Origin of the sequence: Streptomyces sp. NBC_01077 (genome assembly GCF_045162855.1) — a bacterium.
In the GTDB taxonomy this organism is placed as follows: Bacteria; Actinomycetota; Actinomycetes; order Streptomycetales; family Streptomycetaceae; genus Streptomyces.
This window is the reverse complement of sequence record NZ_CP108669.1, coordinates 5,154,344-5,179,528: the sequence shown is the minus strand read 5'-3', so window position 1 is coordinate 5,179,528 and position 25,185 is coordinate 5,154,344. Positions and strand designations below refer to the sequence as shown.

At 72.1% G+C, this 25,185-nt stretch carries 22 protein-coding genes, 2 tRNA genes and 1 other RNA gene; 15 read left to right on the top strand and 10 right to left on the bottom strand.

The window, feature by feature from the left end; translation table 11 throughout:
- Positions 1-113 precede the first annotated feature (113 nt).
- The 5 genes from OG462_RS23330 to OG462_RS23310 all read left to right on the top strand — a co-directional run bounded on the left by OG462_RS23330 (position 114) and on the right by OG462_RS23310 (position 4,075).
- Complete coding sequence (locus OG462_RS23330; RefSeq protein ID WP_406060387.1) at positions 114-1,064, top strand: ABC transporter ATP-binding protein; 951 nt, start codon at positions 114-116, stop codon at positions 1,062-1,064.
- Positions 1,061-1,861: an ABC transporter permease gene (locus OG462_RS23325; RefSeq protein WP_406060386.1), complete on the top strand. Its 801-nt coding sequence runs from the start codon at positions 1,061-1,063 to the stop codon at positions 1,859-1,861. Before OG462_RS23330 ends, OG462_RS23325 begins: the two co-directional genes overlap by 4 nt.
- Before the next feature lie 38 nt (positions 1,862-1,899).
- Positions 1,900-3,258, top strand: a complete 1,359-nt coding sequence (locus OG462_RS23320) for a sensor histidine kinase (protein WP_406060384.1) — start codon at positions 1,900-1,902, stop codon at positions 3,256-3,258.
- A 116-nt stretch (positions 3,259-3,374) separates the two neighbouring features.
- Entirely contained in the window at positions 3,375-3,977 is a 603-nt protein-coding gene (locus tag OG462_RS23315) for a response regulator (protein ID WP_406060383.1), read from the top strand.
- 22 nt (positions 3,978-3,999) lie between these two features.
- Positions 4,000-4,075, top strand: a tRNA-Gly gene (locus OG462_RS23310).
- A 70-nt stretch (positions 4,076-4,145) separates the two neighbouring features.
- Here the strand turns inward: OG462_RS23310 and OG462_RS23305 are convergent.
- The 6 genes from OG462_RS23305 to ffs form a co-directional block, all read right to left on the bottom strand.
- On the bottom strand, positions 4,146-5,054 hold the full coding sequence (locus OG462_RS23305; RefSeq protein ID WP_406060381.1) for a phosphoribosylaminoimidazolesuccinocarboxamide synthase: 909 nt from the start codon (positions 5,052-5,054) through the stop codon (positions 4,146-4,148).
- Between the two features lie 88 nt (positions 5,055-5,142).
- Positions 5,143-6,603 (bottom strand): N,N-dimethylformamidase beta subunit family domain-containing protein, encoded by a 1,461-nt coding sequence (locus OG462_RS23300; protein WP_406060379.1) that lies wholly within the window; start codon positions 6,601-6,603, stop codon positions 5,143-5,145.
- Between the two features lie 281 nt (positions 6,604-6,884).
- A complete protein-coding gene (locus OG462_RS23295) occupies positions 6,885-8,852 on the bottom strand; it encodes a hypothetical protein (protein WP_406060377.1) in 1,968 nt (655 codons plus the stop codon).
- Between the two features lie 251 nt (positions 8,853-9,103).
- Positions 9,104-10,354, bottom strand: coding sequence for a phosphoribosylamine--glycine ligase (gene purD, locus OG462_RS23290; protein ID WP_406060376.1), 1,251 nt, complete (start codon positions 10,352-10,354; stop codon positions 9,104-9,106).
- A gap of 61 nt (positions 10,355-10,415) precedes the next feature.
- Entirely contained in the window at positions 10,416-12,593 is a 2,178-nt protein-coding gene (locus tag OG462_RS23285) for a DNA polymerase III subunit gamma and tau (RefSeq protein WP_406060374.1), read from the bottom strand.
- Between the two features lie 80 nt (positions 12,594-12,673).
- An RNA gene (gene ffs / locus OG462_RS23280) (signal recognition particle sRNA small type) lies at positions 12,674-12,772 on the bottom strand.
- Positions 12,773-12,923: 151 nt separating this feature from the next.
- Between ffs and OG462_RS23275 the strand changes: the two genes are divergently transcribed.
- A tRNA-Ser gene (locus tag OG462_RS23275) sits at positions 12,924-13,011 on the top strand.
- Positions 13,012-13,080: 69 nt separating this feature from the next.
- On the opposite strand, the gene OG462_RS23270 is transcribed toward OG462_RS23275, so the two are convergent.
- On the bottom strand, positions 13,081-13,761 hold the full coding sequence (locus OG462_RS23270; protein WP_406060372.1) for a TetR/AcrR family transcriptional regulator: 681 nt from the start codon (positions 13,759-13,761) through the stop codon (positions 13,081-13,083).
- Between the two features lie 112 nt (positions 13,762-13,873).
- Between OG462_RS23270 and OG462_RS23265 the strand changes: the two genes are divergently transcribed.
- Positions 13,874-14,107 (top strand): hypothetical protein, encoded by a 234-nt coding sequence (locus OG462_RS23265; RefSeq protein WP_406060370.1) that lies wholly within the window; start codon positions 13,874-13,876, stop codon positions 14,105-14,107.
- 121 nt (positions 14,108-14,228) lie between these two features.
- Positions 14,229-15,113, top strand: coding sequence for a VOC family protein (locus OG462_RS23260; protein WP_406060368.1), 885 nt, complete (start codon positions 14,229-14,231; stop codon positions 15,111-15,113).
- Positions 15,114-15,193: 80 nt separating this feature from the next.
- On the opposite strand, the gene OG462_RS23255 is transcribed toward OG462_RS23260, so the two are convergent.
- Positions 15,194-15,763, bottom strand: coding sequence for a hypothetical protein (locus OG462_RS23255; protein ID WP_406060366.1), 570 nt, complete (start codon positions 15,761-15,763; stop codon positions 15,194-15,196).
- A 211-nt stretch (positions 15,764-15,974) separates the two neighbouring features.
- Between OG462_RS23255 and OG462_RS23250 the strand changes: the two genes are divergently transcribed.
- The 4 genes from OG462_RS23250 to OG462_RS23235 all read left to right on the top strand — a co-directional run bounded on the left by OG462_RS23250 (position 15,975) and on the right by OG462_RS23235 (position 19,672).
- The gene (locus OG462_RS23250) at positions 15,975-16,382 is read left to right on the top strand and encodes a hypothetical protein (RefSeq protein WP_406060364.1); all 408 of its coding nucleotides are present in this window, start codon (positions 15,975-15,977) and stop codon (positions 16,380-16,382) included.
- 58 nt (positions 16,383-16,440) lie between these two features.
- Positions 16,441-17,115, top strand: coding sequence for an ABC transporter ATP-binding protein (locus OG462_RS23245; RefSeq protein ID WP_406060362.1), 675 nt, complete (start codon positions 16,441-16,443; stop codon positions 17,113-17,115).
- A 17-nt stretch (positions 17,116-17,132) separates the two neighbouring features.
- Entirely contained in the window at positions 17,133-19,364 is a 2,232-nt protein-coding gene (locus OG462_RS23240; RefSeq protein ID WP_406066674.1) for an FtsX-like permease family protein, read from the top strand.
- A gap of 98 nt (positions 19,365-19,462) precedes the next feature.
- Positions 19,463-19,672: a DUF4287 domain-containing protein gene (locus OG462_RS23235; protein WP_406060360.1), complete on the top strand. Its 210-nt coding sequence runs from the start codon at positions 19,463-19,465 to the stop codon at positions 19,670-19,672.
- Positions 19,673-19,681: 9 nt separating this feature from the next.
- Here the strand turns inward: OG462_RS23235 and OG462_RS23230 are convergent, their stop codons facing one another.
- The gene (locus OG462_RS23230; RefSeq protein WP_406060359.1) at positions 19,682-20,902 is read right to left on the bottom strand and encodes an MFS transporter; all 1,221 of its coding nucleotides are present in this window, start codon (positions 20,900-20,902) and stop codon (positions 19,682-19,684) included.
- 116 nt (positions 20,903-21,018) lie between these two features.
- Between OG462_RS23230 and OG462_RS23225 the strand changes: the two genes are divergently transcribed.
- The 3 genes from OG462_RS23225 (at position 21,019) to OG462_RS23215 (ending at position 24,065) form a co-directional block, all read left to right on the top strand.
- Positions 21,019-21,999: a DUF5937 family protein gene (locus tag OG462_RS23225; protein ID WP_406060357.1), complete on the top strand. Its 981-nt coding sequence runs from the start codon at positions 21,019-21,021 to the stop codon at positions 21,997-21,999.
- 14 nt (positions 22,000-22,013) lie between these two features.
- Positions 22,014-22,865, top strand: a complete 852-nt coding sequence (locus tag OG462_RS23220) for an alpha/beta fold hydrolase (RefSeq protein ID WP_406060356.1) — start codon at positions 22,014-22,016, stop codon at positions 22,863-22,865.
- A gap of 141 nt (positions 22,866-23,006) precedes the next feature.
- Positions 23,007-24,065 (top strand): aldo/keto reductase, encoded by a 1,059-nt coding sequence (locus OG462_RS23215; protein ID WP_406060354.1) that lies wholly within the window; start codon positions 23,007-23,009, stop codon positions 24,063-24,065.
- Positions 24,066-24,167: 102 nt separating this feature from the next.
- On the opposite strand, the gene OG462_RS23210 is transcribed toward OG462_RS23215, so the two are convergent.
- Positions 24,168-25,019, bottom strand: coding sequence for a helix-turn-helix transcriptional regulator (locus tag OG462_RS23210; protein WP_406060353.1), 852 nt, complete (start codon positions 25,017-25,019; stop codon positions 24,168-24,170).
- Positions 25,020-25,185 lie beyond the last annotated feature (166 nt).

The window sequence follows — 25,185 nt, the reverse complement described above, 5'->3', positions numbered from 1 at the left end:
GCGCGATCCAGGCGTCTCCCTCTGTATCTGCGCGCCTCTCCATGACATTTGTCAGAAGCGGGTGGTGACAGCGCGCACTGCCGGACGGCCCCCGCCGCCGGAAGCCTGGACACATGACCAACGCGACCCACGCGATCGAGGCGGAAGGCCTCCGCCGCGGCTACTCGGGCGACTTCGAGGCCGTACGCGGCATCTCCTTCACCGTCCCGCGCGGCGAGATCTTCGCCCTCCTCGGCACCAACGGCGCCGGGAAGACCTCCACCGTCGAACTCCTCGAGGGGCTCGCCGCCCCCAGCGCCGGCACCGCCCGCGTCCTCGGCCACGACCCGTTCCGCGAACGGGCCGCCGTCCGCCCCCGCATCGGCGTGATGCTCCAGGAAGGCGGCTTCCCCTCCGAACTGACCGTGGCCGAAACCGTACGGATGTGGGCAGGGTGCACCACCCACACCCGGCCCGCCGGCGAAGCGCTCGGCGCCACCGGGCTCACCGGCCGCGAAGACGTGCGGGTCAAGCAGCTGTCCGGCGGCGAACGACGCCGGCTCGACCTCGCCCTCGCGCTCCTCGGCCGCCCCGAGGTCCTCTTCCTCGACGAACCCACCACCGGCCTCGACGCCGAAGGCCGCCGCGACACGTGGGAACTCGTCCGCGCCCTCCGCGACGGCGGCACCACCGTGCTGCTCACCACCCACTACCTGGAGGAGGCGGAGACCCTGGCCGACCGGCTCGCGATCATGCACCGCGGGCAGATCGTCCTCTCCGGCACCCCGGCCGAGGTCACCGCCGCCCGGCCCGCCCGTATCCGCTTCACCCTCCCCGCCGGCGTCCCCGCCGCCCGTCTCCCGCTGCACCTGCGGGCCGCCGAGGACGACGGGCGGGTGGAGATCCGTACCGAATCCCTCCAGGACGACCTCGCCGCGCTGCTCGGCTGGGCCCGGGACGAGGGCGTACGGCTCGACGCGCTCGACGCCCGCTCCGCCTCGCTCGAAGAGGCCTTCCTCGACATCGCCGCCGCCGCGGACACCGTGACGGACGCCCGGACCCCGGAACCGGAGGCCGCTCGATGAGCTCCCTCGCCCAGCTCCCCTCCCGTACGCGGCTCCTCGCGTCCCGTACACGGCTCCTCGCGCTCGGGCGTGCCGAGCTGACGCTGCTCGTGCGCAACCGCACCGCGCTCTTCGGCGCCCTCCTCGTCCCCCTCCTCATGGTGGAGGCGGTCCGCAGCTCCCTCCGGAGCGTCGACCTCGGCGAGGCCGGCACGAGCATCGCCGAGGTCGCCGTGACCGGCGCCATCGGCATGGCCCTCCTCATGGGGGTCTACAGCAACCTCGTCGCCGCCTTCGTCGCCCGCCGCGAAGCCCTCGTCCTCAAGCGGCTGCGTACGGGAGAGCCGACCGACCCCGAGATCCTGACCGGGATCTCACTGCCGGCCGCCACGCTCGCCCTCGCCCAGTGCACCGTCCTGACGATCGGCGGCATCGCCGTCCTCGACCTGCCCGTACCCGCCCGGCCCGAACTGCTCCTCGCCGGCGTCGTCCTCGGCATCGTCCTGCTCACCACCGTCGCCGCGGCCACCTCGGCCGTCACCCGCACCCCCGAGAGCGCCCAGCTCACCGCCCTGCCGCTGGTCCTGCTCTCGTCCATCGGCTCCGGACTCTTCGTCCCCCTCTCCATGCTTCCCGAGTGGCTCGCGTCCGTCTGCGAACTGCTGCCGCTGACAGGGGTCATGACGCTCGTACGCGCAGGCTGGACGGGCGGCGTGGCGGCGGGAGACCTGCTGGGCGCGGCAACGGCCGCAGTGGCCTGGACCGCGGTCTCGGTGTTTGCTGTCCAGCGGTGGTTCCGCTGGGAGCCCCGGCGCTGAGGGACCCGGCGCGCGACCGAGAGGACGGACCTGCGCCCGTGAAGAGCTGGAGCGGCCGGAGCGGCCTGGCCAAGGTCGACCTCTACACCCGCGTCACCGCGTACATGCTGCTGTGGTCCGCCGTCTTCGTCCTCGGCCTCCTGCTGCTGATCCGGCCGATCCGGGACGAGGCCCCGCTCCTCCTCGTCGTCGTCGCCCCGCTGCTCAACCTCGCCAACGGGGTCCTCTGTCACCGCTTCCTGCGCCGCGCCATGGACGCGTACCTGAAGCCCGGGACCGTACTCCGGCCGCGTGAGGTGCTGCCCGCCGCGGCAGCCGGGGCCGCGACCGCCGGGGCCGTCCTCCTGGAGTCGGCGACCGCCGACCTGACCGGGCTGCTGCCGGGCATGCTCGGAGCGGCGCTCGCCCCCTTCCTCGCCGGGCACTGCCTGATCCTTCCCGGCCGGACCGTCGCCCTGCACCAGGCGCTGCTCGCCGGGGTGCTCCTGGTCCTCGTCCCGCTCACCGGCCGGGGCACGGAACAGAGCCTCACGTCCGTGACCACCGTCGTCTTCATCACCGGCTGGCTCGCCGTCACCGTCCGCCTCTCGCTCTGGGTGCTCGGTGTCGTCTTCGAGCTGCGCGAGGCACGCGACGTACAGGCCCGGCTCGCGGTCGCCGAGGAACGGCTGCGCTTCGGGCGGGACCTGCACGACATCCTCGGCCGGAACCTCTCCGTGATCGCCCTCAAGAGCGAGCTCGCCGTCCAGCTCGCGCGGCGCGAACGCCCCGAGGCCGTCGACCAGATGATCGAGGTGCAGCGCATCGCGCAGGAGTCCCAGCGGGAGGTGCGGGACGTCGTGCGCGGCTACCGCGAGGCGAACCTGCGGGTGGAGCTGGAGGGCGCGCGGGGCGTGCTCGACGCGGCCGGGATCGACTGCGCCGTCTACTCCCCGGGGCCGGGACTCGATCTGCCCGACGAGGTCCAGGCGGCGCTCGGGTGGGTGGTCCGCGAGACCACGACGAACGTACTGCGACACGGGGACGCGCGGCGCTGCGCCATCGCCGTGCGGGAGGAGGGGGACACGGTGCTGCTGACGGTGGAGAACGACGGCGTTCGGGCGGATGCGGGTGGCGGTGCGGGCGCCGATGCCGCTTCCGGAACCGGGCTCGTCGGGCTGCGGGAGCGGCTCGCGGCGGTCGGCGGAACGCTGGAGGCGGGGCCGGGGCCGGGGGGCGGGTCCGGGGACGGGTCCGGGGCCGGGGACGGGGCCGGGGACGGGGCCGGGGGCGGGGACGGGGCCGGGGGCGGGGACGGGGGCGGGGACGGGGCCGGGGGCGGGGACGGGGACGGGGACGGCGGTACGTTCCTGGTGACGGCCCGGATTCCCGTGTCGCGGACGGGGGTGACCCGATGACCGAGGCCGTACCCGCGCCTGAGCCTGAGCCTGCACCGGAGGCTGTGGCTGTGGCTGTGCCCGAGCTCGCGCCTGCACCTGCACCTGCACCTGCACCTGCACCTGCGCCCGTACGCGTGCGTGTGCTGCTCGCCGATGACGAGCATCTGATCCGTGGTGCGCTCGCCGCGCTGCTCGGTCTGGAGGACGATCTCGTCGTCGTCGCCGAGGCCGCGACCGGGCCCGAGGCGCTCGCCATGGCCCGCGCCCATCGCCCCGATGTCGCCGTGCTCGATCTGCAGATGCCGGGCGCGGACGGCGTGAGGGTCGCCACAGCACTGCGGGACGAACTCCCCGGCTGTCGCACCATGATCGTGACCGGTCACGGTCGTCCCGGGCACCTCAAGCGGGCCCTCTCGGCCGGCGTCCGCGGCTTCGTTCCGAAGACCGTCAGCGCCCAGCGGCTCGCGGAGATCATCCGTACCGTGCACGCCGGAAACCGTTACGTGGACCCGGAGTTGGCGGCCGACGCCATCGCCGCCGGGGACTCCCCGCTGACCGCGAGGGAGGCCGAGGTGCTCGAATTCTCCGCCGACGGGGCGCCCGTCGCGGAGATCGCCCGACGCGCCTCGCTCTCCCCCGGAACCGTCCGGAACTACCTCTCCTCGGCCGCCGCGAAACTCGGTGCCGAGAACCGTCATACGGCAGTGCGTCTCGCACAGGCGAAAGGTTGGGTATAGTTGGCTCCGCGCTACGGCGCATGCGGACGTGGCTCAGTTGGTAGAGCATCACCTTGCCAAGGTGAGGGTCGCGAGTTCGAATCTCGTCGTCCGCTCCACGAAGAAGCCCCCGGTCGAATCGACCGGGGGCTTTCTCGTGCCCCCGACGCGTACGCCGGGGGCCCGGGATCAGAAGCTGTCGGACCAGGCCTTGCCGGTCAGCAGCTCGTACGCCTCCAGGTACTTGGCGCTCGTGGCGTCCACGATCTCCTGCGGGAGGGGCGGCGGGGGCTGCTCGCTCTTGCGGTCCCAGCCGGAGGCCGGGGAGGTCAGCCAGTTGCGGACGAACTGCTTGTCGTACGAGGGCTGGGCGCGGCCCGGCTCCCACTGGTCGGCCGGCCAGAAGCGGGAGGAGTCCGGGGTGAGCACCTCGTCGCCGAGGACGAGCGTCTCCCCGTCGAAGCCGAACTCGAACTTGGTGTCCGCGAGGATGATCCCGCGCTCGCGGGCGATGTCCCGGGCCCGGCCGTACACGGCGAGGGTCGTCCGGCGCAGCAGCGCCGCCGTCTCGGCGCCGACCTGGCGGGCGACCTCCTCGTACGAGACGTTCTCGTCGTGGTCGCCGACCGCGGCCTTGGTGGCCGGGGTGAAGATCGGGGCGGGCAGCTCGGAGCCGTCACTGAGGCCCTCGGGGAGCGCGAGGCCGCAGACCGTGCGGGACTCGTTGTACTCGAGGAGGCCGGAGCCGGTGAGGTAGCCGCGGGCCACGCACTCGACCGGGACCATGTTCAGCGACTTGCAGACCGTGGTGCGGCCCGCCCAGTCGGCGGGGGCGCCGGCCGGCAGCTCGGTCGAGAGCACGTGGTGCGGGACCAGGTCGGCGAGCCGGTCGAACCACCACAGGGAGAGCTGGGTGAGGACCCGGCCCTTGTCGGGGATCTCGGTGGGCAGCACCCAGTCGAACGCGGACATGCGGTCGCTCGCCACCATCACGAGGTCACCGGCCTCGTTCCGGTACAGGTCGCGCACCTTGCCCGTGTGGAGATGGGTGAGGCCCGGGACCTGGACGGGCTCGGGCTTTTCTACGAATCCGGACACGGTTCCTCCGCGTAGGTTGATCCAGGAGCGTGTCCGATTCTCTCGCACATCCGGGCGGCCTCGGCCGCCAGGCCCTGTGACCCCCCGCTCAGTCCCTCTTGCAGATCCGGTCCAGAAGGTTCGCGGTGGCGCGCTGGACGCGGGCGTCGACATGGCCCGGCCGGTCCAGCGCCGGAGACCAGGCGAAGGTGCCGGAGGCGAAGACCCAGGCGCCCGAGGGTGCCCGGTAGAGCGAGGTCTCCTGGTGGCGCACCGCCCCGTCGCCGTCCCGGTAGGGCGAGTGGGCGAGCAGGATGCGGCCCTGGTGCTCGGGGAGCGCCGTACGCGGGAAATAGCGATCGGCCTCGCCGGCGACCAGGCCGGGGAGCTCGTCGCCGTCGCCGGCGCCGGTGGCCTCCCAGAGCCAGTGCTCGGCGTTCCGTACGACCAGCGGGTGCGGTTCGGGCACCCGGCCCGCGTACTGGATGCCGAGCAGCTGCTGCTCGGGCCGGTCCACCTCGCGCCAGAGCGCGGGGCGGCCGGGGCCGCGCCGCTTGCGGCAGGTGAGGAGCCGGTCCGGCACCCCGGACGGCGAAGGGCCCAGCTCCACCTGCCAGTACATGGTGTTGGCGGAGAGGAAGACCAGCGACGTGCCCTGGTCACGGGCGAGTTCGACGGTCTTGCGCATCGGCGCCGACCAGTACTCGTCGTGCCCCGGGAAGACCAGCCCCCGGTAGCGGCTCGGGTCGACCCGGCCCGCGTGCAGGTCGCGGGTCTCGGCGTACGCCAGGTCGTATCCGTAGCGCTCGGCCCAGCGGATGAAGTCGTAGGCGTGCCCGACGTGGAGGGGCAGCCCCGCGCCCGCGTACGGGCGGTCGAAGGAGACGGTGACGGCGGCGTCCTGCTCGCCGAGCAGCCGGCCCTCCTCGTCCCAGGCGTGGTAGAGGCTGGCGCCGGTGTGGCCGTCCTCCGGGTAGAGGTTGTACGCCTGCCAGGTCACGTCCGGGAGGACGAGGAGCAGATCGGCCGGGTGGTTGTCGCGGACCGTGAACGGGATGTGCGAGCGGTAGCCGTCGGCGGTGGTGAGGACGGCGACGTACGCCCCGATCGACCAGTAGCTGGGGACCTGCAGCCGCCAGGACTGCCACCAGTGGTGACAGGAGACCGTGCGGTCGGCGGTCAGCGGGGCCGGCTGGACGATCCCGGAGAGCCGCGGGCTCGTGGTGATCTTCGCGGCGCCGTCGCCGCCGTAGTGACCGATCCGGTAGACGTCGACCGAGAACTGCTGCGGCGGGTCCACCGTGATGTGGAAGTCGATCGACTCGCCCGGTGCCACGGCGCCGTCGGACGCGAAACCCTTGATCTGGCGCCGGACGTCGTCGGCCGTGCGCGGGCCGCCGCTGCCGCCCCGGGCCAGGATCTCGTCCGCGTACCAGGGGACCACCTGGCCGGTGTCGTCGAAGTAGTTCTCGGAACCGCGCAACCAGGGCAACGGGCCCTGGCCGAAGGGATCGGTGACGGCGTGCGCGAGCGCGCCCGACTCCCACCGTCTGATCTGGTCCGCCCCCATGCTGCGCCCCTCCCTCGACTCCCCCGGGTCGGCTGGTCAGTGCCTGTGTGCTTGCCTCGGCTCGTGCCCCTGGATCAGGCGCCCGGTCAGGCGTCCGGTTCAGGCCCCTGGTTCAGGCCTTGATTCAGGCCCCTGGTTCAGGCCCCTGGTTCGTGCCTCTGTCAGTGGCGGTCTCCAGCACATCACATAACGCACGCACTCCGTCACCGTTCGTCGTGAATTGACGAGAGTGGAAGCCAAGGCTCCGAAACGGGTGATCTCCGGGGCGCCTCCGGGCGGCCTCAGACCAGGCGTACGGGCTTCTCCGGGCGCACTCCCGTACGGGCCAGCCAGAGCCGCAGCGGCTCCGGGTCGCCGTCCTCGACGAGGGCGAGGACACGGGGGCCGAGGTCCGCCGCCCGCTCGCCGCCGACCAGGAGGGCGGGCCCGTCGAGCCAGTCGAGGCCGGGGGCGGCCTCGGCGGTGTCCACGGCCGCGCAACAGACCATCGCGGTGACGTGGTCGGCGAGCAGGTCGCGGCCGGAACGGGGCGGCTGGAGCGGGAAGAGCGGCAGCGGCCCGTCCGGGCCGCTGACGACCACGGGGGGTGGGGTGCCGGTCCGGTCGTCCTTCTCCGCGCTCCGGGCCGCCGCCTCGGCGGTCAGGACGGTGGCGGCCACGCGCTCCTCCCGGGCGGCCTCCTCGCGCGCGAGGAGCGCGCTGAGCGCGCCGGCGAGCACCTCGGCGGCGGGGTTGACGGGTTCTTCGTCGTCATCGTCGTCGCTGTCGTTGTCGAGGTGACTGCCGTGGGCGTCTTGGGCGGTGCTGTGGACGTCGTGGGCGGTGTTGTGGACGTCGTGGGCGGTGTTGTGGACGTCGTGGGCGGTGCTGTGGGCGTCGGCGTGATCGTCGGCGCCGTCCCCAGGGGGCGGGAGCTCGTCGGCGGCTGCCTCGGGCACTGCCCCGTCGGCGTCGGCGGGCTTCGTCGGCTCCGTGGAGAGGTGGGCGATCACCCGGGTCAGGGTCGGGCCGTCGGCGACACCCTCACCGCGCGCGCTCCCTGCCGCGGAGTCCGCCAGGCCGAGGCCGTCGAGGACCTGGTGCAGCCGGGCCGCGTCGGTGCGCCACTTCCGGTCGACGACCTCCTCCGGGTACTGACTCCACTCCACCGGGGACCAGTCGGGGCCGGGTTCGGCCGGGCCGCCGTGGAAGAGGCGGGCGGCAAGCAGCGAGGTGGCCTCGTCGACCGCGCCAGGCTCCTCCAGGAGGTCGCAGGCGGGGCGCTCGCCGAGCCGGGAGGAGAAGCCGTCCGCGAGCCGGTCGCGGCGGGAGAGCTCGGTCAGGGCGGAGACCACGCCGGCGTCGAGCTTGGCGGGCCAGCGGCCCATGCGCCAGGCGGGCAGCGCGACCCTGGTCAGGAGCCGGTCCCAGCCCGCGTACGCCAGGCCGACCTGCTCCTGGGCGACGATCCGTACGCCGTAGTCCACGGCCTGGGCGCGCTCCGAGCCGGCGGCGGCGACCCCGCGCTCCATCTCGGCGGCGTGCCCGCGGCAGGCGCGGAGGAGGACACGGGCGACCTGCCCGACGCCGTGCGCGCCGAGTCGGCGGACCGGGTCGAGGCCAGGGGTACCGGGCACGGCCACGGCGGCGTCCAGGCCCCGGACGAAGCGGCGGGCGGCAGCTATGTCGGGGTGCGCGGCGGGGCCCGTACCGGCGACGACGGGGGCGAGGACCGCCCGCAGCTCGCCGACGCGCATCCACCACAGGAAGGGCGAACCTATGACGAGGACCGGGGCACCTTCGCCGTCCCCGCTGCCCGGCGTGCGCAGCGCGCGGTGGGCCCGGTGGGTGCGGTCCTCCAGCCAGCTGTCGCAGTCCGGGGTCAGGGCTATCCCGGCGGGAGCCGGTACGTCGAGCCGGTCGGCCAGGTCCCGGACGAGCCGGTAGAGATCGGGGGCGGCGGTCTCGGAGAGCTCCACCGTCGGCGTGGCGGCCGGACGGGCCCGGGCGACGACGAGGGCGACGGCCGTGGCCGCAAGGAGGGCAAGGACCGCGAGGACGGTCACCACCCAGCGGGCCGTGTCCCAGCCGGAGCCGGTGAAGTGGCCGGTGACCCCGCCCGCGTACAGGACGACGGCCACGGCGGCGGGCAGGACCGCGAGGCCCAGCGCCCTGCCGCGGACCCGGAGAACGGCGAGGGCCCGGGAGCGCGCGGCGCGCGCTCCCCACTCCTCGCCCACAACGGAACCGGTACCGGACACGCCGTACATCACCCCCTCCTGCCCACGTCGGGACTGCCTGTGGCGGTGTTGCTCACTCCCCCACTGTGGCACCCGCCACTGACATCGCAATGCCGGTGGGCCAAGTGCCGGAACGCCTTCGCCGCACCCTAGTTGGGGGTTCGGCGGACGTCATCCGGATGGCCCAGCCGTCACTCGAAGGTATGGCTTTGGGCAAAGGTGATGGATTTCGCGCGGCCGTACGGTTCACCGCACGGCCGCGCGGAAAATCCAGCGCCGGGTCAGGCTTCAGCGGCCTTCCGCGCGATGTCCGTACGGTGCTGGGAGCCGTCAAGGCGGATACGGCCGACCGCCGCGTAGGCACGCTCGCGGGCCTGCGCCAGGTCCGTTCCGGTCGCGGTGACCGAAAGGACGCGGCCGCCCGCGCTCACGATCGCGTCGCCGTCCCGCTTGGTCCCGGCGTGCAGCACGTACGCGAGCGGGGCGTCCTTCTCGGCGACCTCGCCGAGGCCCTCGATCGGGTCGCCCGTACGCGGGGTCTCCGGGTAGTTGTGCGAGGCGATGACCACGGTGACCGCGGCGTCGTCGCTCCAGCTCAGCGGCGCCTGGTCGTCCAGGGTGCCGTTGGCGGCGTTCAGCAGGACGCCCGCCAGCGGGGTGCGGAGCCGGGCCAGGACGACCTGGGTCTCCGGGTCGCCGAAGCGCGCGTTGAACTCGATGACCCGTACGCCGCGGCTGGTCATCGCCAGACCCGCGTACAGCAGACCCGAGAACGGCGTGCCACGGCGGCGCAGCTCGTCGACGGTCGGCTGGAGGACGGTCGCGAGGACCTCCTCGACCAGCTTCGGCTCGGCCCAGGGCAGCGGCGAGTACGCGCCCATGCCGCCGGTGTTCGGGCCTTCGTCGCCGTCGAGCGCGCGCTTGAAGTCCTGCGCGGGCTGGAGCGGGAGGACGGTGGTGCCGTCGGTGATGGCGAAGAGGGAGACCTCGGGGCCGTCGAGGAACTCCTCGATGACCACGCGGTCGCACGCGAGCGCGTGGGCCCGTGCCTGCGCGAGGTCGTCGGTGACGACGACGCCCTTGCCGGCGGCGAGGCCGTCGTCCTTCACGACGTACGGAGCGCCGAAGGCGTCGAGCGCCTCGTCGATCTCCTCGGGGGTCGTGCAGACGTAGCTGCGGGCTGTGGGCACGCCGGCGCCGGCCATGACGTCCTTGGCGAACGCCTTGGAGCCCTCCAGCTCCGCCGCTTCCCGCGACGGGCCGAAGACGGGGATGCCGGCCGCGCGGACGGCGTCGGCTACACCGGCGACGAGCGGAGCCTCCGGGCCGACGACGACCAGGCCGGCGCCGAGCTCGGTGGCGAGGCGCGCGACGGCGTCGCCGTCCAGCTGGTCGACGGGGTGCAGCTCGGCGACCTCCGCGATTCCGGCGTTGCCGGGCGCGCAGTGCAGAGCGGTGACGTCGGGATCGAGGGAGAGAGAGCGGCACAGGGCGTGTTCGCGGGCGCCGCCGCCGATGACGAGGACCTTCACGCCAGCCAGAGTAGCCCGCTGGCCGGGATGCCCCTTGTGCGGGCCACTGAACGAGACGCCCCTACTCGTTCGTGTATTCCTCCACAACGGTGGCTCCGAGCTCGCGCACGATCAGGTCGTGCCCGGAGAGGGCGGAGTCGACGAGGTCCGGATCGTCCTCCTCGGGCACGTCGTCCTCGGGCGCCACGGGCTGCGGCGCGGGCGGCGTGTACGCGGGCGCGGGAGCCTGCGCCGGGGCGGGGGCGGACGCCTGCGGGAAGGCGGGCGGGGACTGCGTCTGCGGCTGTACGGGGGCGGGCGGCGGGGCCTGCTGGAAGGCCGGCGCGGGGGCGGGGGCGGCCGGACGGCCGAAGCCTCCGGTTCCGCCCGAGCCGCCGAAACCGGTGGCAGCGGGCGGCGGCGAGGCGCCGCCCGAGGGGTCGATGATCGCCTCGACCCTCCAGTTCACGTTGAACTGCTCGGCGAGGGCCTGCTTCAGGACCTCCTCGCTGCCGCTGCTCGCGAAGTTGTCGCGGGCGCCGGCGTTGAGGAAGCCGAGCTGGAGGGTCGTCCCGTCGAAGCCCGCGACCTGCGCGTTCTGGCTGAGCAGGATCCAGGTGAAGCGGCGCCGGTTCTTCACGGCGTCGAGGATCTGCGGCCAGAGGTTCCGCACCTGCGCGGTGTCGCCGCCGCCCGAGGCGACCGGAGCGGGCGCGGGGGCCTGCGGCGGAGCTTGTACGGGGGCGGGGGCGGGGGTGGCCGGAGCCGGGGCCGCCGGGGCGGACGCGCCGGGCCACGCGCCCGGTGCGCCGCCGCCGGGAGTCGCGGCGCCGGGCCAGGCACCGGGCCGGGGCGCGGCGGGAGCGGGCTCCTGCGCTTGCACGGGGGCGGGTGCGGGTGCGGGAGCCTGCGCTTGCACGGGGGCGGGTGCGGGAGCCTGCGCCTGTACGGGGGCCGGTGCCGCCTGCGGGGGAGCCTGTACGGGCGGGGCCGCGGGGGCCGGCGGGGGCGGGGCCATCGGGGTGTGGGCCTCGGGCCCGGGGACGTACGCCATGGCAGTCGCGGGCGGTCCGGGCGTGAAGACGGGCGCGGGCGCGGCGGCCGCACCGCGCTCCAGCCGGTCCAGGCGCGCCTGGACGGAACGCTCGTCGTCGAAGGCGGCGGGCAGCAGCACGCGCGCGCAGATCAGCTCCAGCTGGAGCCTGGGCGAGGTGGCGCCCCGCATCTCGGTGAGACCGGTGTTGACGAGGTCGGCGGCCCTGCTGAGCTCGGCGGCACCGAACACGGACGCCTGCGCCTGCATGCGCTCGATCACGTCGACCGGGGCGTCGATGAGCCCCTTCTCGGCGGCGTCCGGCACGGCGGCCAGGATCACCAGGTCGCGCAGCCGCTCCAGAAGGTCGGCGACGAAGCGGCGGGGATCGTTGCCGCCCTCGATCACCGTGTCGACGACCTCGAACGCGGCGGCGCCGTCGCCTGCCGCGAAGGCCTCCACGACCGCGTCGAGCAGCGACCCGTCCGTGTAGCCGAGCAGGGACGTGGCCATGGCGTACGTCACACCGTCGTCGGCGGCTCCGGCGAGGAGCTGGTCCATGACGGACATCGAGTCACGCACGGAACCGGCACCGGCGCGCACGACGAGCGGCAGCACGCCGTCCTCGACGGGGGTGCCCTCGCGCCCGCAGACCTCGCCCAGGTACTCCCGCAGGGTGCCGGGGGGCACGAGGCGGAAGGGGTAGTGGTGCGTACGGGACCGGATCGTCCCGATGACCTTCTCGGGCTCGGTCGTGGCGAAGATGAACTTGAGGTGCTCCGGCGGCTCCTCGACCACCTTCAGGAGCGCGTTGAAGCCCGCCGAGGTGACCATGTGGGCCTCGTCGATGATGTAGATCTTGTACCGGCTGGAGGCGGGCCCGAAGAAGGCCTTCTCCCGCAGGTCACGGGCGTCGTCCACACCACCGTGCGAGGCGGCGTCGATCTCGATGACGTCGATCGACCCCGGCCCGTTCCGCGCGAGGTCACGGCAGGACTGGCACTCCCCGCAGGGCGTCGGCGTGGGCCCCTGCTCGCAGTTCAGACACCGCGCCAGAATGCGCGCACTGGTCGTCTTGCCACAGCCACGGGGCCCGCTGAACAGGTACGCGTGATTGACCCGGTTGTTCCGCAGGGCCTGCTGCAACGGGTCGGTGACATGCTCCTGCCCGATGACCTCGGCGAAGGACTCGGGGCGATAGCGGCGGTAGAGCGCGAGAGACGACACATGTACGAGGTTATAGGCGCCCACCGACAACCCGGGAAAAACCGCCACCGGTCACTGTCTCGGCCGTTGCCTCGTACGGGAACGCAAGCGCCCCCCACGCACCTGCCAGAGCCGACCTACCCTTGCTGCCTTCCGGCCCTGGGGGAGTTCAGTCAGATAGCACCGCGTGAGGGGCTCCGCCCAGAGTACCCGATGGCGGACGCCGCAAAGCCCAGCGCCCCCTCGCTCCCCCTGCCGGAACACCTCGCCGGACACCCCGCCGGACACCTCACCACCCCCCACCAGGATCGAGTTCGCGAGCACCCTCTCCGGTCATGTAATGTTCGCCGCGGAGGATTCGCCTAGTGGCCTAGGGCGCACGCTTGGAAAGCGTGTTGGGGGCAACCCCTCACGAGTTCGAATCTCGTATCCTCCGCCAGTGCCTCACCGGGCACGATGTCGAAGGCCCCGCTGCTTGCAGCGGGGCCTTCGACGTTTTCCGGGGCGGTCAGCCTTCGCTGACGGGAAGGCCGGATTCGAGGAGATCGAAGACGTACGTCGCCTCCGGGGCCACGGTGGCCGCGATCCGGTCGTTGGACTCCCCGGCGAGGGTGAGCTCCTGGATGCGCTGGAACAGCAGGCGGTGGGCGGCGCCGAGGAGTGCCGCGGCCGCCCGGGGGGCGATGGCCGGGGCATCGGCGGAGACATCGGTGGACGTCCCGGCGGGGCTCTCGGCGGGGCTCTCGCCGGGGGCGGCGGTCGCGAGGGCCTCGGCCAGGGCCTCCTCTCGCAGGTCGTGGAGTTCGCGCAGACGGGCGCTCAGGATGGGGCTCTCGGCGATCATGCGGGCGAACTCCGGGCCGGCGAAGCCCGCGACGGGGTCGCACTGCTCGACCGCGGCGGCGAACTCGCGCCGCAGCACCGTGAGCGCCGACTCGCCCGCGGCCCGGTCGGCGACCGCGCGGGCCAGGCTCGCGGTGAACGCCTCGTGGTGGTCGAGGGCCAGGTCCTCCTTCCGCGGGAAGTAGTTGGTGACCGTCTTCTTGGCGACGCGGGCCGCCGTGGCGATCTCGGCGATGGTCGTCTGCTCGAAGCCCTGCTCCATGAAGAGGCGGGTGGCGTGGTCGGAGATCAGCTGCCTGGTCTCCTGCTTCTTGGACTCACGGAGTCCCATGCTCTCGGTACCCATGAGCGAATCTTACACGCGACGTAAAAATATCCTTGACGCACTCGCGCCGCCGTGCATAAAGTTACGTCCGTCGCAAAAATCGCCCCGTAGAACCAAAGGGAAGAGGCTGTGTATGCCGAAGCAGGATCCCGCCGCGTTCCGCACCGTGTTCAGCACCCCCTACGGCTCCGCGTACAGCTCCGCGTCCAACTCTGCGTTCCGTACTACCGAGCCCGGCGCCGCCCAGGACACCGGGCCGGCGCCGACCACCGCCCGGCGCCCCCCGCTCCGCGAGCTGCCGCGCACCGGCCGCCGTGGCGCCCCCGCCGCCCGCAACCGGTTCCAGGCGCCGCGTCGCACGTACTGAGACAGGACCGCGCACCTGCGTAGCCGTGGGTGCCTGCGTATCCACTGACGCACCCACGCACCCAAACACCCGCTCACCTGCTCACCTGCTCACCTGCTCACCTGCTCACCGAGGAGCCGCCGTGAACGTCTCGACCTCCACCCTCTCCCTCACCGTCGCCGACGTGGACGCCTCCCGGGAGTTCCTCACCACCCACCTCGGCTACCAGGTGGCCATGGCCGCCGACGGCTTCGCCTCGCTGACCCGCGAGGACGCCGCCGTCGACATCGTGCTGCTCCGCCGGGGCACCGACGTCCTCCCGCCCGAGCAGCGCGACCAGCAGGCCGCCGGCCTGATCCTGGCGCTCACCGTCACCGACCTCGCGGCGGAGGAGACCCGGCTTCGCGCCGAGGGCGCTCCCATCACGATGCCGCTGCGCGAAGAGCCCTGGGGCGAGCGCCTGTTCCAGCTGACCGACCCCAACGGCGTCGTCGTCCAGCTGGTCGAATGGGTCACGCCGCCCCCCGCCGACAGCCCCACTGAAGACCCCACCGAAGACCCCACCGAAGACCCCATCGACGAACTCATCGAAGACCTCATCGAACAGCCCAGCCAAGAGCCCGTCGAAGAGCCCAGCGAAGAGGAGGCACCCGTCGTGCACGTGATCACCCCGTCGCCCGAATCCGTCACCGTCTCCCCCAACGCCACCATGACCGGCCTCGCCGCACCGAGCCGCGGCAGCGCCGAACTCAGCACCTGGACGGTCGAGATGGCCGCCGGGGCCACCGGCCCCGAGCACACCATCAGTCGCGAACAGGTCTGGACGGTCACCAGCGGCACCCTGGACGTCACCTGCGCGGGCCGCACCGAGACGGTCGCCGCCGGCCAGACCGTCGTCCTCCCGGCGGACCTGGTCCGCCGGGTCCACGCGCCCGAGGCCGCGGAGGCCCACGTCGCGATGCGCGCCGACGCCCACGCCACGGTGCCGGGCACGGAGGGCACTCGTACGCTGCCCTGGGCCGAGTAGAAGAGCACTCCGCACCACATGCCGGTGGGCCGGGACGCTGATGCGTCCCGGCCCACCGGCATGTGGGTGTGCCGCCCCGCCTACACGGGGCAGGGGCGGTACTCCAGGCTGAGTTCGCGGTCGACGGCGTAGCTGGTCCGCATCGACGCGTCGATCACCTGCTGCCAGGAGCCGTACTTGACGTACAGCTGGTCCGCGGTGGGGCCGAGCGGGTTGCCGTACTTGGCGATGTTCCGCTGCTCCAGGATCCGGACCTCCTCCCGGGTCATGCCCGCGCGGGTGATCTCCTTGGCCTGGTTCCGCATCTCGACCAGCTCGCGGGCGATCTCCTCGTCCGTGGCACCCGCCTCACGCATGGCGGCCTCGGTGCGGTGCATGTCCTCCAGGAGCCCGTGGTACTGCATCCGGGTCCGCTGGGCCTCGACCTTCTCGTCCATCGGCAGCACGCGAATCCGGCACACGACCGGGTCGGTGCTGGGACAGGGGTCGTCGGCGGACACAGGCCGGGCGAGCGGGGCGGTGATGACCGACCCACACGCCTCCACGGCACCCGCGACGGAGGAACCGGCCGTCCCGAGCAGGGCGACGGCGGCGACGAACGGGAGCAGGGCGCGGCGCAGCCTGGAGGAAGGGAAAGAGGAAGAGCGCATGCGCGCATCCTTGGGGACGCCACCGCACCCCTTCACGCAGGCGCACCGGTGATCACTCCTACGGGGCGGCGGGCGCTTGGTGTCGTCAGGTGGACGCGGTTCACCGGATCGGGGGGTCGTGGAAGGGAGGGACGTTACTGCGGTCACCGGTGTGTAGTGATGCCGATACTTTCTGTGATGACCAGTCGGCTCGACCAAACAGGGGTTATCGATGAGGAAGTTCGCTACGGCGGTGGTGGCCGCGGGGCTGTTCTTCGGGGGGATGGGGGTGGCGATGGCGGACTCGGAGCACGAACTCGTCATGACGACGCCGGGTGTTGCGTTCGTCGGGACTTACCAGTGGCAGTCCACGACCAAGGTGCCGAGCGGTCTCCACGTGAAGGGTGAACTGCGGGACGAAAACAAGAACGACGGCCACAACGTCTATCTCCGCACCAAGGTTGAGGGCTACGCCTGGGGCCACCTCAATGGCGTCCAGAAGAAGCACGTCAAGGTCGACAAGGTCTTCTACGACGGCGCTGTTCTGAAGACCAAGGAAGTGCGGATGCACGCGTGCATCGACCGTGGCTCCTTGCGACCCGACTACTGCTCACCGGAGCGGCAGTTCTCACGGAATTAGTCAACGGTTCCGGGGAGCCGCTGACCCGTGGCTCCCCCTCCGCAGGGAGCACACCACGATGGACGTCATCCTCCGCGCCGAGGGCGTGGATCTCTTCTACGGCACCGAGCAGGCCGTCAGTAACACTGATTTCACGCTCAAGCGCGGCGAAGTGGCCGCCATCATGGGGAGTAGCGGGTCGGGTAAGTCGTCGCTGCTGTACTGCCTCGCTGGAGTTCTGCCCGCGACCAACGGCACTGTGACCTTTGACGGGGTGCAGTTCTCAAGCCTCCCTGACGGAGAGCTGAGCGCCCTGCGCCGTACTCGCCTCGGGTTCGTCTTCCAGTACGGCGAGCTCCTGCCGGAGCTGACTGTCGAAGAGAACGCGGCGCTTCCCCTCCGGCTCGCCGGCATCAGCAAGACACATGCCCACGCGGTGGCCGCCCAGGTACTGGGGCGTCTTGGGATGGGCGATCTGTTGCGGCGCAGGACCTCGAAGCTGTCGGGGGGCCAGAGTCAGCGTGTTGCTGTTGCGCGAGCTCTGGTTCACCGGCCGGACGTGGTGTTCGCGGACGAGCCGACCGGGGCGCTCGACAGTGCTAACGCAGCAGCTGTGTTGGAGGAGTTCCTTCAGCTGGCACGCAGGCAGAAGACGGCCGTTGTCATCGTCACGCACGATGCCGACGTCGCCGCGCGGGCCGATACGCAGTACACGATGTCGGACGGTGTTCTGGGCCAGCGGGTGGCGGTGTGAACGCGTTCACCCTCGGGATGCGCTTGTTGTGGGGCAGCGGGCCTCGGGGACAGGTCCGCTTCCTGCTGATGGCGTTCGGCTCGGCACTCGGGGTGGCATGTCTTGCCGCCGTCCTCACGATTCCGTCGATCCTCACTGCACATGACACTCGCACGGCTGCACGGGAGCCGCGCCCGGGGACAAGTAACACCCTCTACCAAGAGTTTCGGGATCCGTATGGGTCGCAACCGCTCCATCGCGTCTTCGTCGCACGGACCAGCCCCGGGCCCAGTCCCGTACCCCCGGGAATCGAAAGCCTTCCTGGCGCCGGCGAGGCGCTAGTTTCACCGAGACTCGCTGAAATTCTGGCCGCCAATCCGCGGGCAGCCGGCCTTGTCCCCGGCCGAGTAACCGGCACCATCGCGCCGGAGGGTTTGGGCGACACCGAAGATCTGTATGCCTATATCGGCACCACTCCGGCCGAGCTGACCGAAGCAAGGGAACTGGGTAGCTTCGGCACCGGCAGGGCATGGCGGCAGATCGTCGAGCCGTCGACCCTCAACATCCTGCGCTTCACCCTCGGGTGCATCGTGCTGCTCCCCCTCGTCATCTTCCTCTCCGTCTGCGCGCGGCTCTCCGGAGAATCGCGTGCCAGGCGGCTCGCGGCTCTCCGGCTCGTCGGGCTGAGCGTGAAGGACACCCTGCGGGTCAATGCCGGGGAGAGCATGGCTGCCGCCTTGGTGGGGGCCACGCTCGGGATCGTGGGATACCTCGGGGTCAACGAGGTCATGGCACGGGTCGGGTTGCCCGGGTTGCACTGGTATCAGACAGACGGGCGCCCCGAACCGACGACCGTTGCCGTGTGTCTGCTGGGGTGTCCGGCGCTCGCTTGGGTCGTGGGGCAGTTCAGTGCTCGGCGTGCCGCCCTCTCCCCGATCAGTGTGCGCCGAACCGGGGAGCATAAGCCTCCGAGGAAATTCGGGACGCTACTTCTGGTCCCCGGGCTCGGGATCATCGTCGGATACTGCGTCCTCAGCGTCATGGGGCGGGACCCGTCCGGAGGGTCGGCCAGTTCCCTGCTGGTGCCCGGCGCCGTGTTGCTTACCGGTGCCGGGCTCGTCTTCGGGTTGGCGCCCATCACTGCGTGGCTCGCGCGGCGACTGGCTGGTGCGGCGAAGTCACTGCCGGTGGTGTTGGCGATGCGGCGTACCGAGGTTGACCCCGGGTCCTCGCTGCGGGTGGTCACCGGACTGGTCCTGTTGATTTTCGGGGCATCCCTCACGCAGGGCGTACTTGTTGAGATGGACCAGGTCAGTCGGCGGACGGCTCCCCTTCAGGAGTACAACATCCGCTTGAACGAACTCGTACCGGCGCAGCGGCAGGCGTTCGCGAAGGTGCCGGGTGTTCGGGCGCAGGTGGCTTCGTACAGCTCCTGGGATCCATCGGACGGAAGTGACGTGCCTCCCGCCCATTTGGTGGTCTCCACGTGCAGGCAACTCGCCGCTTACACAGAGCGGTCCACAGGCTGCGAAGACGGCAAGGTCATGCAACTACGCGATGACCGCTCGAACATCGACTACGAGCCGAAGGCGGGAGAACGCTACTCGTTCGCGTTGAATGACGGCCAGAAGACCGTGTTCACCGTTCCCCGGGAAAGGATCGACGTCCATCCCTGGGACGTCTCCGTCTTCGACTCGGGCGTCCTACTCGTCCCCCCTGCCCTCCTTCCGGCCCCCCTCGCCGATTCCGCCGGCACCCTCACCCTCGTCAGCGACGCCGACCCCGCCACCATCCGCTCCGTTCTCGACGGCATCGGGGCCGTCGCGCCCACCTCCTCCGTCGAGCCCGTCGGCATCGTCATCGACTCCCTCGCTCAGCTCACCGTCATCCGGAGTCTTCTTGCCGTCGGGATGGTGCTCGGGCTCGTCATCGGGGTGGCTGCGTTCGTTGTGTCCGTGGCCGATCGGGCCATGGAGCGGCGGGGGCAGGTGGCCGCGCTTGCCTTGTTGGGGGCTCGGGCCGGGACCTTGCGGGGGGTGCAGGTCGTGCAGGTGTTGTTGCCGCTCGTGGTGGGGCTGGGGGCCGCGATTGTCACCGGGTGGCTTGCCGAGTCCAGTTATCTGATCACCGGGGGTGGCGCGGTGCACTGGGACTGGGACGGGTTGCCCCTGCTGTTCGCCTGTGCGCTGGGCGTGCTGCTCGCCGCCGCGCTCGCCTCCGTGCCCATGGTGCGGCGGCACATCGATCCCGAGCACATCCGACGGGACTGAGATGTGGGATTGAGATTGCGGGGCCGATGAGTTTTCGGTGGGGTGGGGGTCTTAGCTTCAGTTGACCGCTCATCCGCTCACTCACCTAGGAGATTCCCGTGGCCGAGAACGTCGTCAAGGGCCCCGCCAGCTACTTCCCCTCCATCGAGAAGAAGTACGGCCGGCCGATCTCCGAGTGGCAGGACCTCATCCGTTCCTCGCCGCTCACCAAGCACATGGAGCTCGTCTCCTGGCTGAAGGCCGAGCACGGGCTGGGCCACGGGCACGCCAACGCGCTCGTGGTCCACACCCTTGCCGAGGGGAAGTAGCCGCCGCGCTCACGCCGCGAGTTCGTGGGCCGTGCGGGCCTTCACCCGGGCCGTCAGCGCCACCGTCGCCGCCGCCGTGGCCGTGCCCGCCACCAGGGCCGTCCACCACAGGACCGCCGGGCCGAGCGTCGTGTACGCGGCGACCCCCACGGTGAGGGCCGCGAAGCGGGCCACGCCCCAGGTCCAGCTGAAGGCGCCCTGGTAGCGGCCCCGCGCGTGTGCCGGGGCCAGGTTGGCCACCACGCCCGCGGCGATGCCCGCCACCACCACTTCTCCCAGGGACCAGACGACGACCGACACCGTGTAGCCGACGACTCCGTCCGCCATGCCCGTGAGTGCGACGCCCACCGCGATCAGCGTGCCGCCCGCTCCCTGCACCGCGAGCTGCGGGAACCGGGCAAGCCAGGCCGTCGCGAACGGCTGCAGCGCCACGACCAGGACCGCGTTGACCGCCGCCATCGCCCCGTACACCGCCGGCGACAGGCCGCTGTCGTGGACCGCGAGCGGGAGGGCGACCTCGGTGAGCGAGTAGACGAAGAGCTGGACGCCGAGGAGCGGGAGCAGGAGCATCGCCAGGCGGTCGCGGAGCACCACCCCGTAGCCGATCCCGTCCTTTCCGGCCTTCGTCCCCTCCGGCTGCCGCGGCGACGTCGCCCGCTGCGGCTCCGGCAGGCGGATCGCCACGACCAGGGCGTACACGAGCATCGAGCCCGCATCGACCGCGAAGAGCAGCCAGTAGCCCTGTGCGGCCAGGTAGCCGCCCAGGATGCCCGCCACCGCCGTGCCGATGTTCACGCCCCAGCCGAACAAGGCGTACGCGCGCTGGCGCCGCTCGCTGTCCACGGCGTCCGCGAGGAGCGCGGACGCCGCCGGGGAGACCGTGCTGCCCGCCGCACTGATCAGCAGCGCCGCAGCCGCCATCGTCCACACCCCGGGAGCGAGGAACAGCGCGCCCTGCGCCGCCGACGCTCCGATCAGGCCGATCAGCATCGTGGGGCGGCGCCCGATGCGGTCCGCCAGGATGCCGCCGACGGCCGGGCCGAGGAGGTTGCCCGCGCCGAGGGCACCGAGGACGTACGAGGTCTCGGCGCCGGTCACTCCACGCGAGGCGAGGAAGAAGACCAGGAACGGGGTGACGAGGTAGCCGAGGCGGTTGACGATCGTTCCGGCGAAGAGCGTCCAGACGACGGGCGGGAGGCCTCGGAAGGAGGTCGGGATGAGTGAGGGCATGAGAGGAGACTGCGGCACCGTCCCGTCACCCTCCATTGATTAAGCTCAGACCGAATCCGATCCGATCCGATTCGGTCTCCTCCCCTCCCCTTTTGCGGCTCATAGGACGTGGAATTTTGGAATCCGGGCTCAGCTTCTCCGCCGCCGACCTCGCCCAGACCCGTTTCGCCGTCTCCCCCATGTGGGAGGTCGTCACCAGCTACCGCATCCTCGTCGGCCGGCCCGACTCCGCCCCCCATCGGCGCTGGGCCGCGCAGGTCCAGCCGCGGATCGCGCGGGCCGGGCTCGATCGCGGGTGGCTCGCCATGCTCATCCCTGCCCACGGCGGCTACCTCGCGGACTTCCTCAACCCGAGCCCCGCCGGGCCCTTCCCCACCCTCGATGCCGAGCTCGACGCCATCCGCCGCACCCCCGCCGAACAGGTGCGCAACGACCTCGCCAAGTTGGCCAGGGAAGGTGAGCCCGGGCCTCGGGCCGGGCTCCTGCACGAAGATCCCCCGGCCGCCCTCCGCAAGGTCGCCGACGAGATCGAGACCTACTGGGAGCTCGCCCTCGCCCCCTACTGGGCCCGGATCCAGCACGTCCTGGAGGCCGATGTCTTCCATCGGGCCCGGCAGGTCGCCGAGCACGGTTCGGCGCGGGTGCTGAGCGAGCTCCACGAGACCGTGCGGTGGGACGACGGCACCCTGCGGCTCGTACGGCGGCACTGCTCGATCAGCCGCGACCAGGCCGGTTCCGGGCTTCTGCTCGTCCCGTCCGTCTTCGCCTGGCCCCGGGTCCTCACGCGTTCCGTTCATCCCGATCCGCCCCAACTCGCTTATCCCGCCAAGGGATTCGGTGCCGTCTGGGAGCCCCGTACCGCTGATGCCACCGAGGCCGTCGCCGCCGTCCTCGGGCGCTCCCGCACCCTGCTGCTCACCGAGCTCGACACCCCCGCGTCGACCACCCAACTCGCCGCGCACTGCGGCCTGTCCGCCGCCGGCGTCTCCCAGCACCTCATCGCCCTGCGGAACGCCGGCCTCGTCACCGCGCACCGCAGCGGGCGCTCCGTCCTCTACGCCCGTACCGCCGTCGCCGATCAACTCCTCAACCCGTAAGGGATCATGGAGGGATGACTCCTTCCTCCTGTCCCTCCTGGTCAGAGCGGTTCGTGACACGTGACGGCGTGCGGCTCGCGTGTCGCGACTGGGGTGGCTCCGGGACCGGCGTACTCCTCCTCCACGGGCTCGCCGGGCACGCCGGCGAGTGGGACGACACGGCCCGGCTGCTGCGGGACTCCGGCCATCGCGTCGTCGCCCTCGACCAGCGCGGGCACGGCGGCAGCGAGCGGCACCCCGGGGACGTCTCGCGGGCCGCGTACGTCGCCGACGCCGTCGCCGTCATCGATCAGCTCGGGCTCGATCGGCCCGTGTTGATCGGTCAGTCGTTGGGTGGGAGCACTGCCCTCCTCACCGCTGCCGCCCACCCCGGCCTCCCGCGCGCCCTCGTCCTCGTCGAGGCCGGGCCCGGCAGGGCGAACCCCGGCGTCCAGGAGCAGATCGGGGGCTGGCTGCGGGCCTGGCCGGTGCCGTTCCCCTCACGGGAGGTGGCCGTCGCGTACCTGGGCGGCGGGAAGGAACCCGTAGGGGAGGGCTGGGCGGGCGGGCTCGAGGAACGGGCCGACGGGCTGTGGCCGCGTTTCGACCCCGAGGTCATGGTGCGGTCCCTCGACGAGAACGCCACCCGCGCCTTCTGGGAGGAGTGGGCCGCCCTCTCCTGCCCCACCCTCGCGGTCCTCGGGCAGGGCGAGCAGGGCGGGATCATCGGCGGCGAGGAGTACGCGGAGATGGTCCGGCTCCGGCCCGCGCTGCGCGGCGCCGGGCTGCCCGGAGCCGGTCACGACGTCCACCTGGAGCAGCCCGGGATCCTGCATCGGCTGATCGTCGACTTCCTCGCCGATGACTCCGCCGCCTCTGACGACTGACGACTCTGACGGCTCCCTCGGCTCCCTCGGCTCCCTCGGCTCCCTCGGCTCCCTCGACGGCCCCTGGGCCGCGTCGACGCCCCCTGGGCCGCGTCGATTTGCTCTTGCGTTGGAGTGCACTCGAATTCCTAGAGTGCGCGCATGCGCTATCGGGTACTCGGCGGGACCGGGTTCGAAGTAAGTACGTACTGCCTCGGCACGATGATGTTCGGCGCCGTCGGCAATCCCGACCACCAGGAGTCCGTACGGATCATCCACGCCGCCCTCGACCAGGGCATCAACTTCCTGGACACCGCCGACATGTACTCCGCCGGCGAGTCCGAGGAGATCGTCGGCAAGGCTCTGCGCGACTCCCGTCGGCGGGAGGAGACCGTACTCGCCACCAAGGTGTACTTCCCCGTCGGCGGCGAGGGCCCCAACCGGGGCGGGCTCTCCCGCCGTTGGATCACCCGCGCCGTCGAGAACAGTCTCAAGCGGCTCGGCACCGACTGGATCGACCTCTACCAGGTCCACCGGCCCGACCACCGCACGGACATCGAGGAGACCCTCGACGTCCTCGGCGACCTCGTCAGCCAGGGCAAGATCCGGGCCTTCGGCTGCTCCACCTTCCCCGCCGAGGAGATCGTCGAGGCCCACGCCGTCGCCGAGCGGCGCGGGCTGCGCCGCTTCCGCTCCGAGCAGCCGCCGTACTCGCTGCTCGCGCGGGGCATCGAGACCTCCGTCCTGCCGGTCGCCCAGCGGTACGGCATGGGCGTCCTGACCTGGTCGCCGCTCGCCTCCGGCTTCCTCACCGGCAAGTACCGCAAGGGCCGGCCGATCGACCTCACCAGCGGGCGCCCCGCGCTCACCCCGCACCGTTTCGACCCGACCCTCCCCGGCAACGCCGCCAAGCTCGACGCCGTCGAGGAGTTCGTCGCGCTCGCCGACGAGATCGGGTGCTCCCTGCCCGAGCTCGCGATCGCCTTCGCCGCCGCGCACCCGGCGGTGACCTCCGTCATCATCGGGCCGCGGACGATGGACCAGCTCGAAGGGCTGCTGAAGGGCGCACCGGTCGTCCTCACGGACGAGGTCCTGGACCGGATCGACGCGATCGTGCCGCCGGGCACGAACCTCTACCGCGCGGACGGTGCCTGGCAGCCGCCCGTCCTCACCGAACCCACCCTGCGGCGACGGCCGTTGGAGGAGCGGGCGGCTGGTTGAGCCGGTGGGGTGACGGGTGCGGGGGTGATGGAGGCAGCGGCCGGGTGACCGGGGCCTGCGGGGGCGGGCCGCTCAAGCAGCGGGCCGGCCGTGCCGCCCCGGTCAGGTCGCGGTGAACTGTTCCGTGCCCACCACGCCGAGCAGCGCCAGCCGTTCCCCCGCGTCCGTGCCCGGCGGTGGTGTGAACAGGACGAGCCGCTGCTCGCCCTCCGGGGCGAGCAGCACTTGGCAGTCCAGATCCACCGGGCCGATCACCGGGTGCGCGACCCGCATCCGGCTGTGCCGGCGGACCGCCACCTCGTGCCGCTCCCACAGCTCCGCGAACTCCTCGCTCGTCCCCTGCAGCCGTTCCACCAGCCGGGTCGCCGCGGGGTCGCCCGAGCGGCGGCCGAACGCCGCGCGCAGGTCGGCGACATGGAGGCGGCTGTAGTACGCGTGCTCTTCGGCCGGGTACGCCGTACGGGCCTCCGGATCGGCGAACCAGCGCCACACCACGTTCCGGCCGTGCTCCGACACCGTGCACACCCCGCCGAGCAGCGAGCGGGCCATCGCGTTCTGCGCCAGTACGTCCCCGAGGTCGCTCAGGACCTGCGCGGGCGTCGTCTCCAGCTGGTCCAGGAGGTGGAGGAGGCCGGGTGAGACGTGGTTTCCGGCCATGGGGCCCGCCGGCGGGCGGTGGCCGGCCAGGAGGTGGAGGTGGTCGCGCTCGTCGGTGTCTAGCCGCAGGGCGCGGGCGAGCGCGGCGAGCATCTGCGGCGAGGGCTGCGGGCCGCGGGCCTGCTCCAGGCGGATGTAGTAGTCGGCGGACATGCCGGCCAGCTGGGCGACCTCCTCGCGGCGCAGTCCGGGCGTGCGGCGCCGGGGACCGGCTGGGAGGCCCGCGTCCTGCGGACGGATCCGGTCGCGGGAACGGCGTAGGAAGTCGGCGAGTTCACGGCGGTCGATCGTCGTCATGCGGCCATCCTGCCGGATCCCTCCCGGGGCGTTCTCAGGAGGTTCTCAGGGCGTCCTCGGGGCGTCCTCAGGGCGTCCTCAGGGGCTTCCCTAGGATCGCCGATCCCAGGGTCAGGAGGGCTCTCCCGCGTGTTGCCGGCGGGCGGCAGGGTTCTCGGTGTCAGCC

Bases quoted from the DNA above. Each gene is read 5' to 3' on its own strand.
- OG462_RS23330 (WP_406060387.1), top strand. From the start codon at position 114: ATGACCAACGCGACCCACGCGATCGAGGCGGAAGGCCTCCGCCGCGGC.
- OG462_RS23325 (WP_406060386.1), top strand. From the start codon at position 1,061: ATGAGCTCCCTCGCCCAGCTCCCCTCCCGTACGCGGCTCCTCGCGTCC.
- OG462_RS23300 (WP_406060379.1), bottom strand. From the start codon at position 6,603: ATGGGGGCGGACCAGATCAGACGGTGGGAGTCGGGCGCGCTCGCGCAC.
- OG462_RS23295 (WP_406060377.1), bottom strand. From the start codon at position 8,852: ATGTACGGCGTGTCCGGTACCGGTTCCGTTGTGGGCGAGGAGTGGGGA.
- OG462_RS23270 (WP_406060372.1), bottom strand. From the start codon at position 13,761: ATGGGTACCGAGAGCATGGGACTCCGTGAGTCCAAGAAGCAGGAGACC.
- OG462_RS23265 (WP_406060370.1), top strand. From the start codon at position 13,874: ATGCCGAAGCAGGATCCCGCCGCGTTCCGCACCGTGTTCAGCACCCCC.
- OG462_RS23255 (WP_406060366.1), bottom strand. From the start codon at position 15,763: ATGCGCTCTTCCTCTTTCCCTTCCTCCAGGCTGCGCCGCGCCCTGCTC.
- OG462_RS23250 (WP_406060364.1), top strand. From the start codon at position 15,975: ATGAGGAAGTTCGCTACGGCGGTGGTGGCCGCGGGGCTGTTCTTCGGG.
- OG462_RS23245 (WP_406060362.1), top strand. From the start codon at position 16,441: ATGGACGTCATCCTCCGCGCCGAGGGCGTGGATCTCTTCTACGGCACC.
- OG462_RS23240 (WP_406066674.1), top strand. From the start codon at position 17,133: ATGCGCTTGTTGTGGGGCAGCGGGCCTCGGGGACAGGTCCGCTTCCTG.
- OG462_RS23230 (WP_406060359.1), bottom strand. From the start codon at position 20,902: ATGCCCTCACTCATCCCGACCTCCTTCCGAGGCCTCCCGCCCGTCGTC.
- OG462_RS23220 (WP_406060356.1), top strand. From the start codon at position 22,014: ATGACTCCTTCCTCCTGTCCCTCCTGGTCAGAGCGGTTCGTGACACGT.
- OG462_RS23215 (WP_406060354.1), top strand. From the start codon at position 23,007: ATGCGCTATCGGGTACTCGGCGGGACCGGGTTCGAAGTAAGTACGTAC.
- OG462_RS23210 (WP_406060353.1), bottom strand. From the start codon at position 25,019: ATGACGACGATCGACCGCCGTGAACTCGCCGACTTCCTACGCCGTTCC.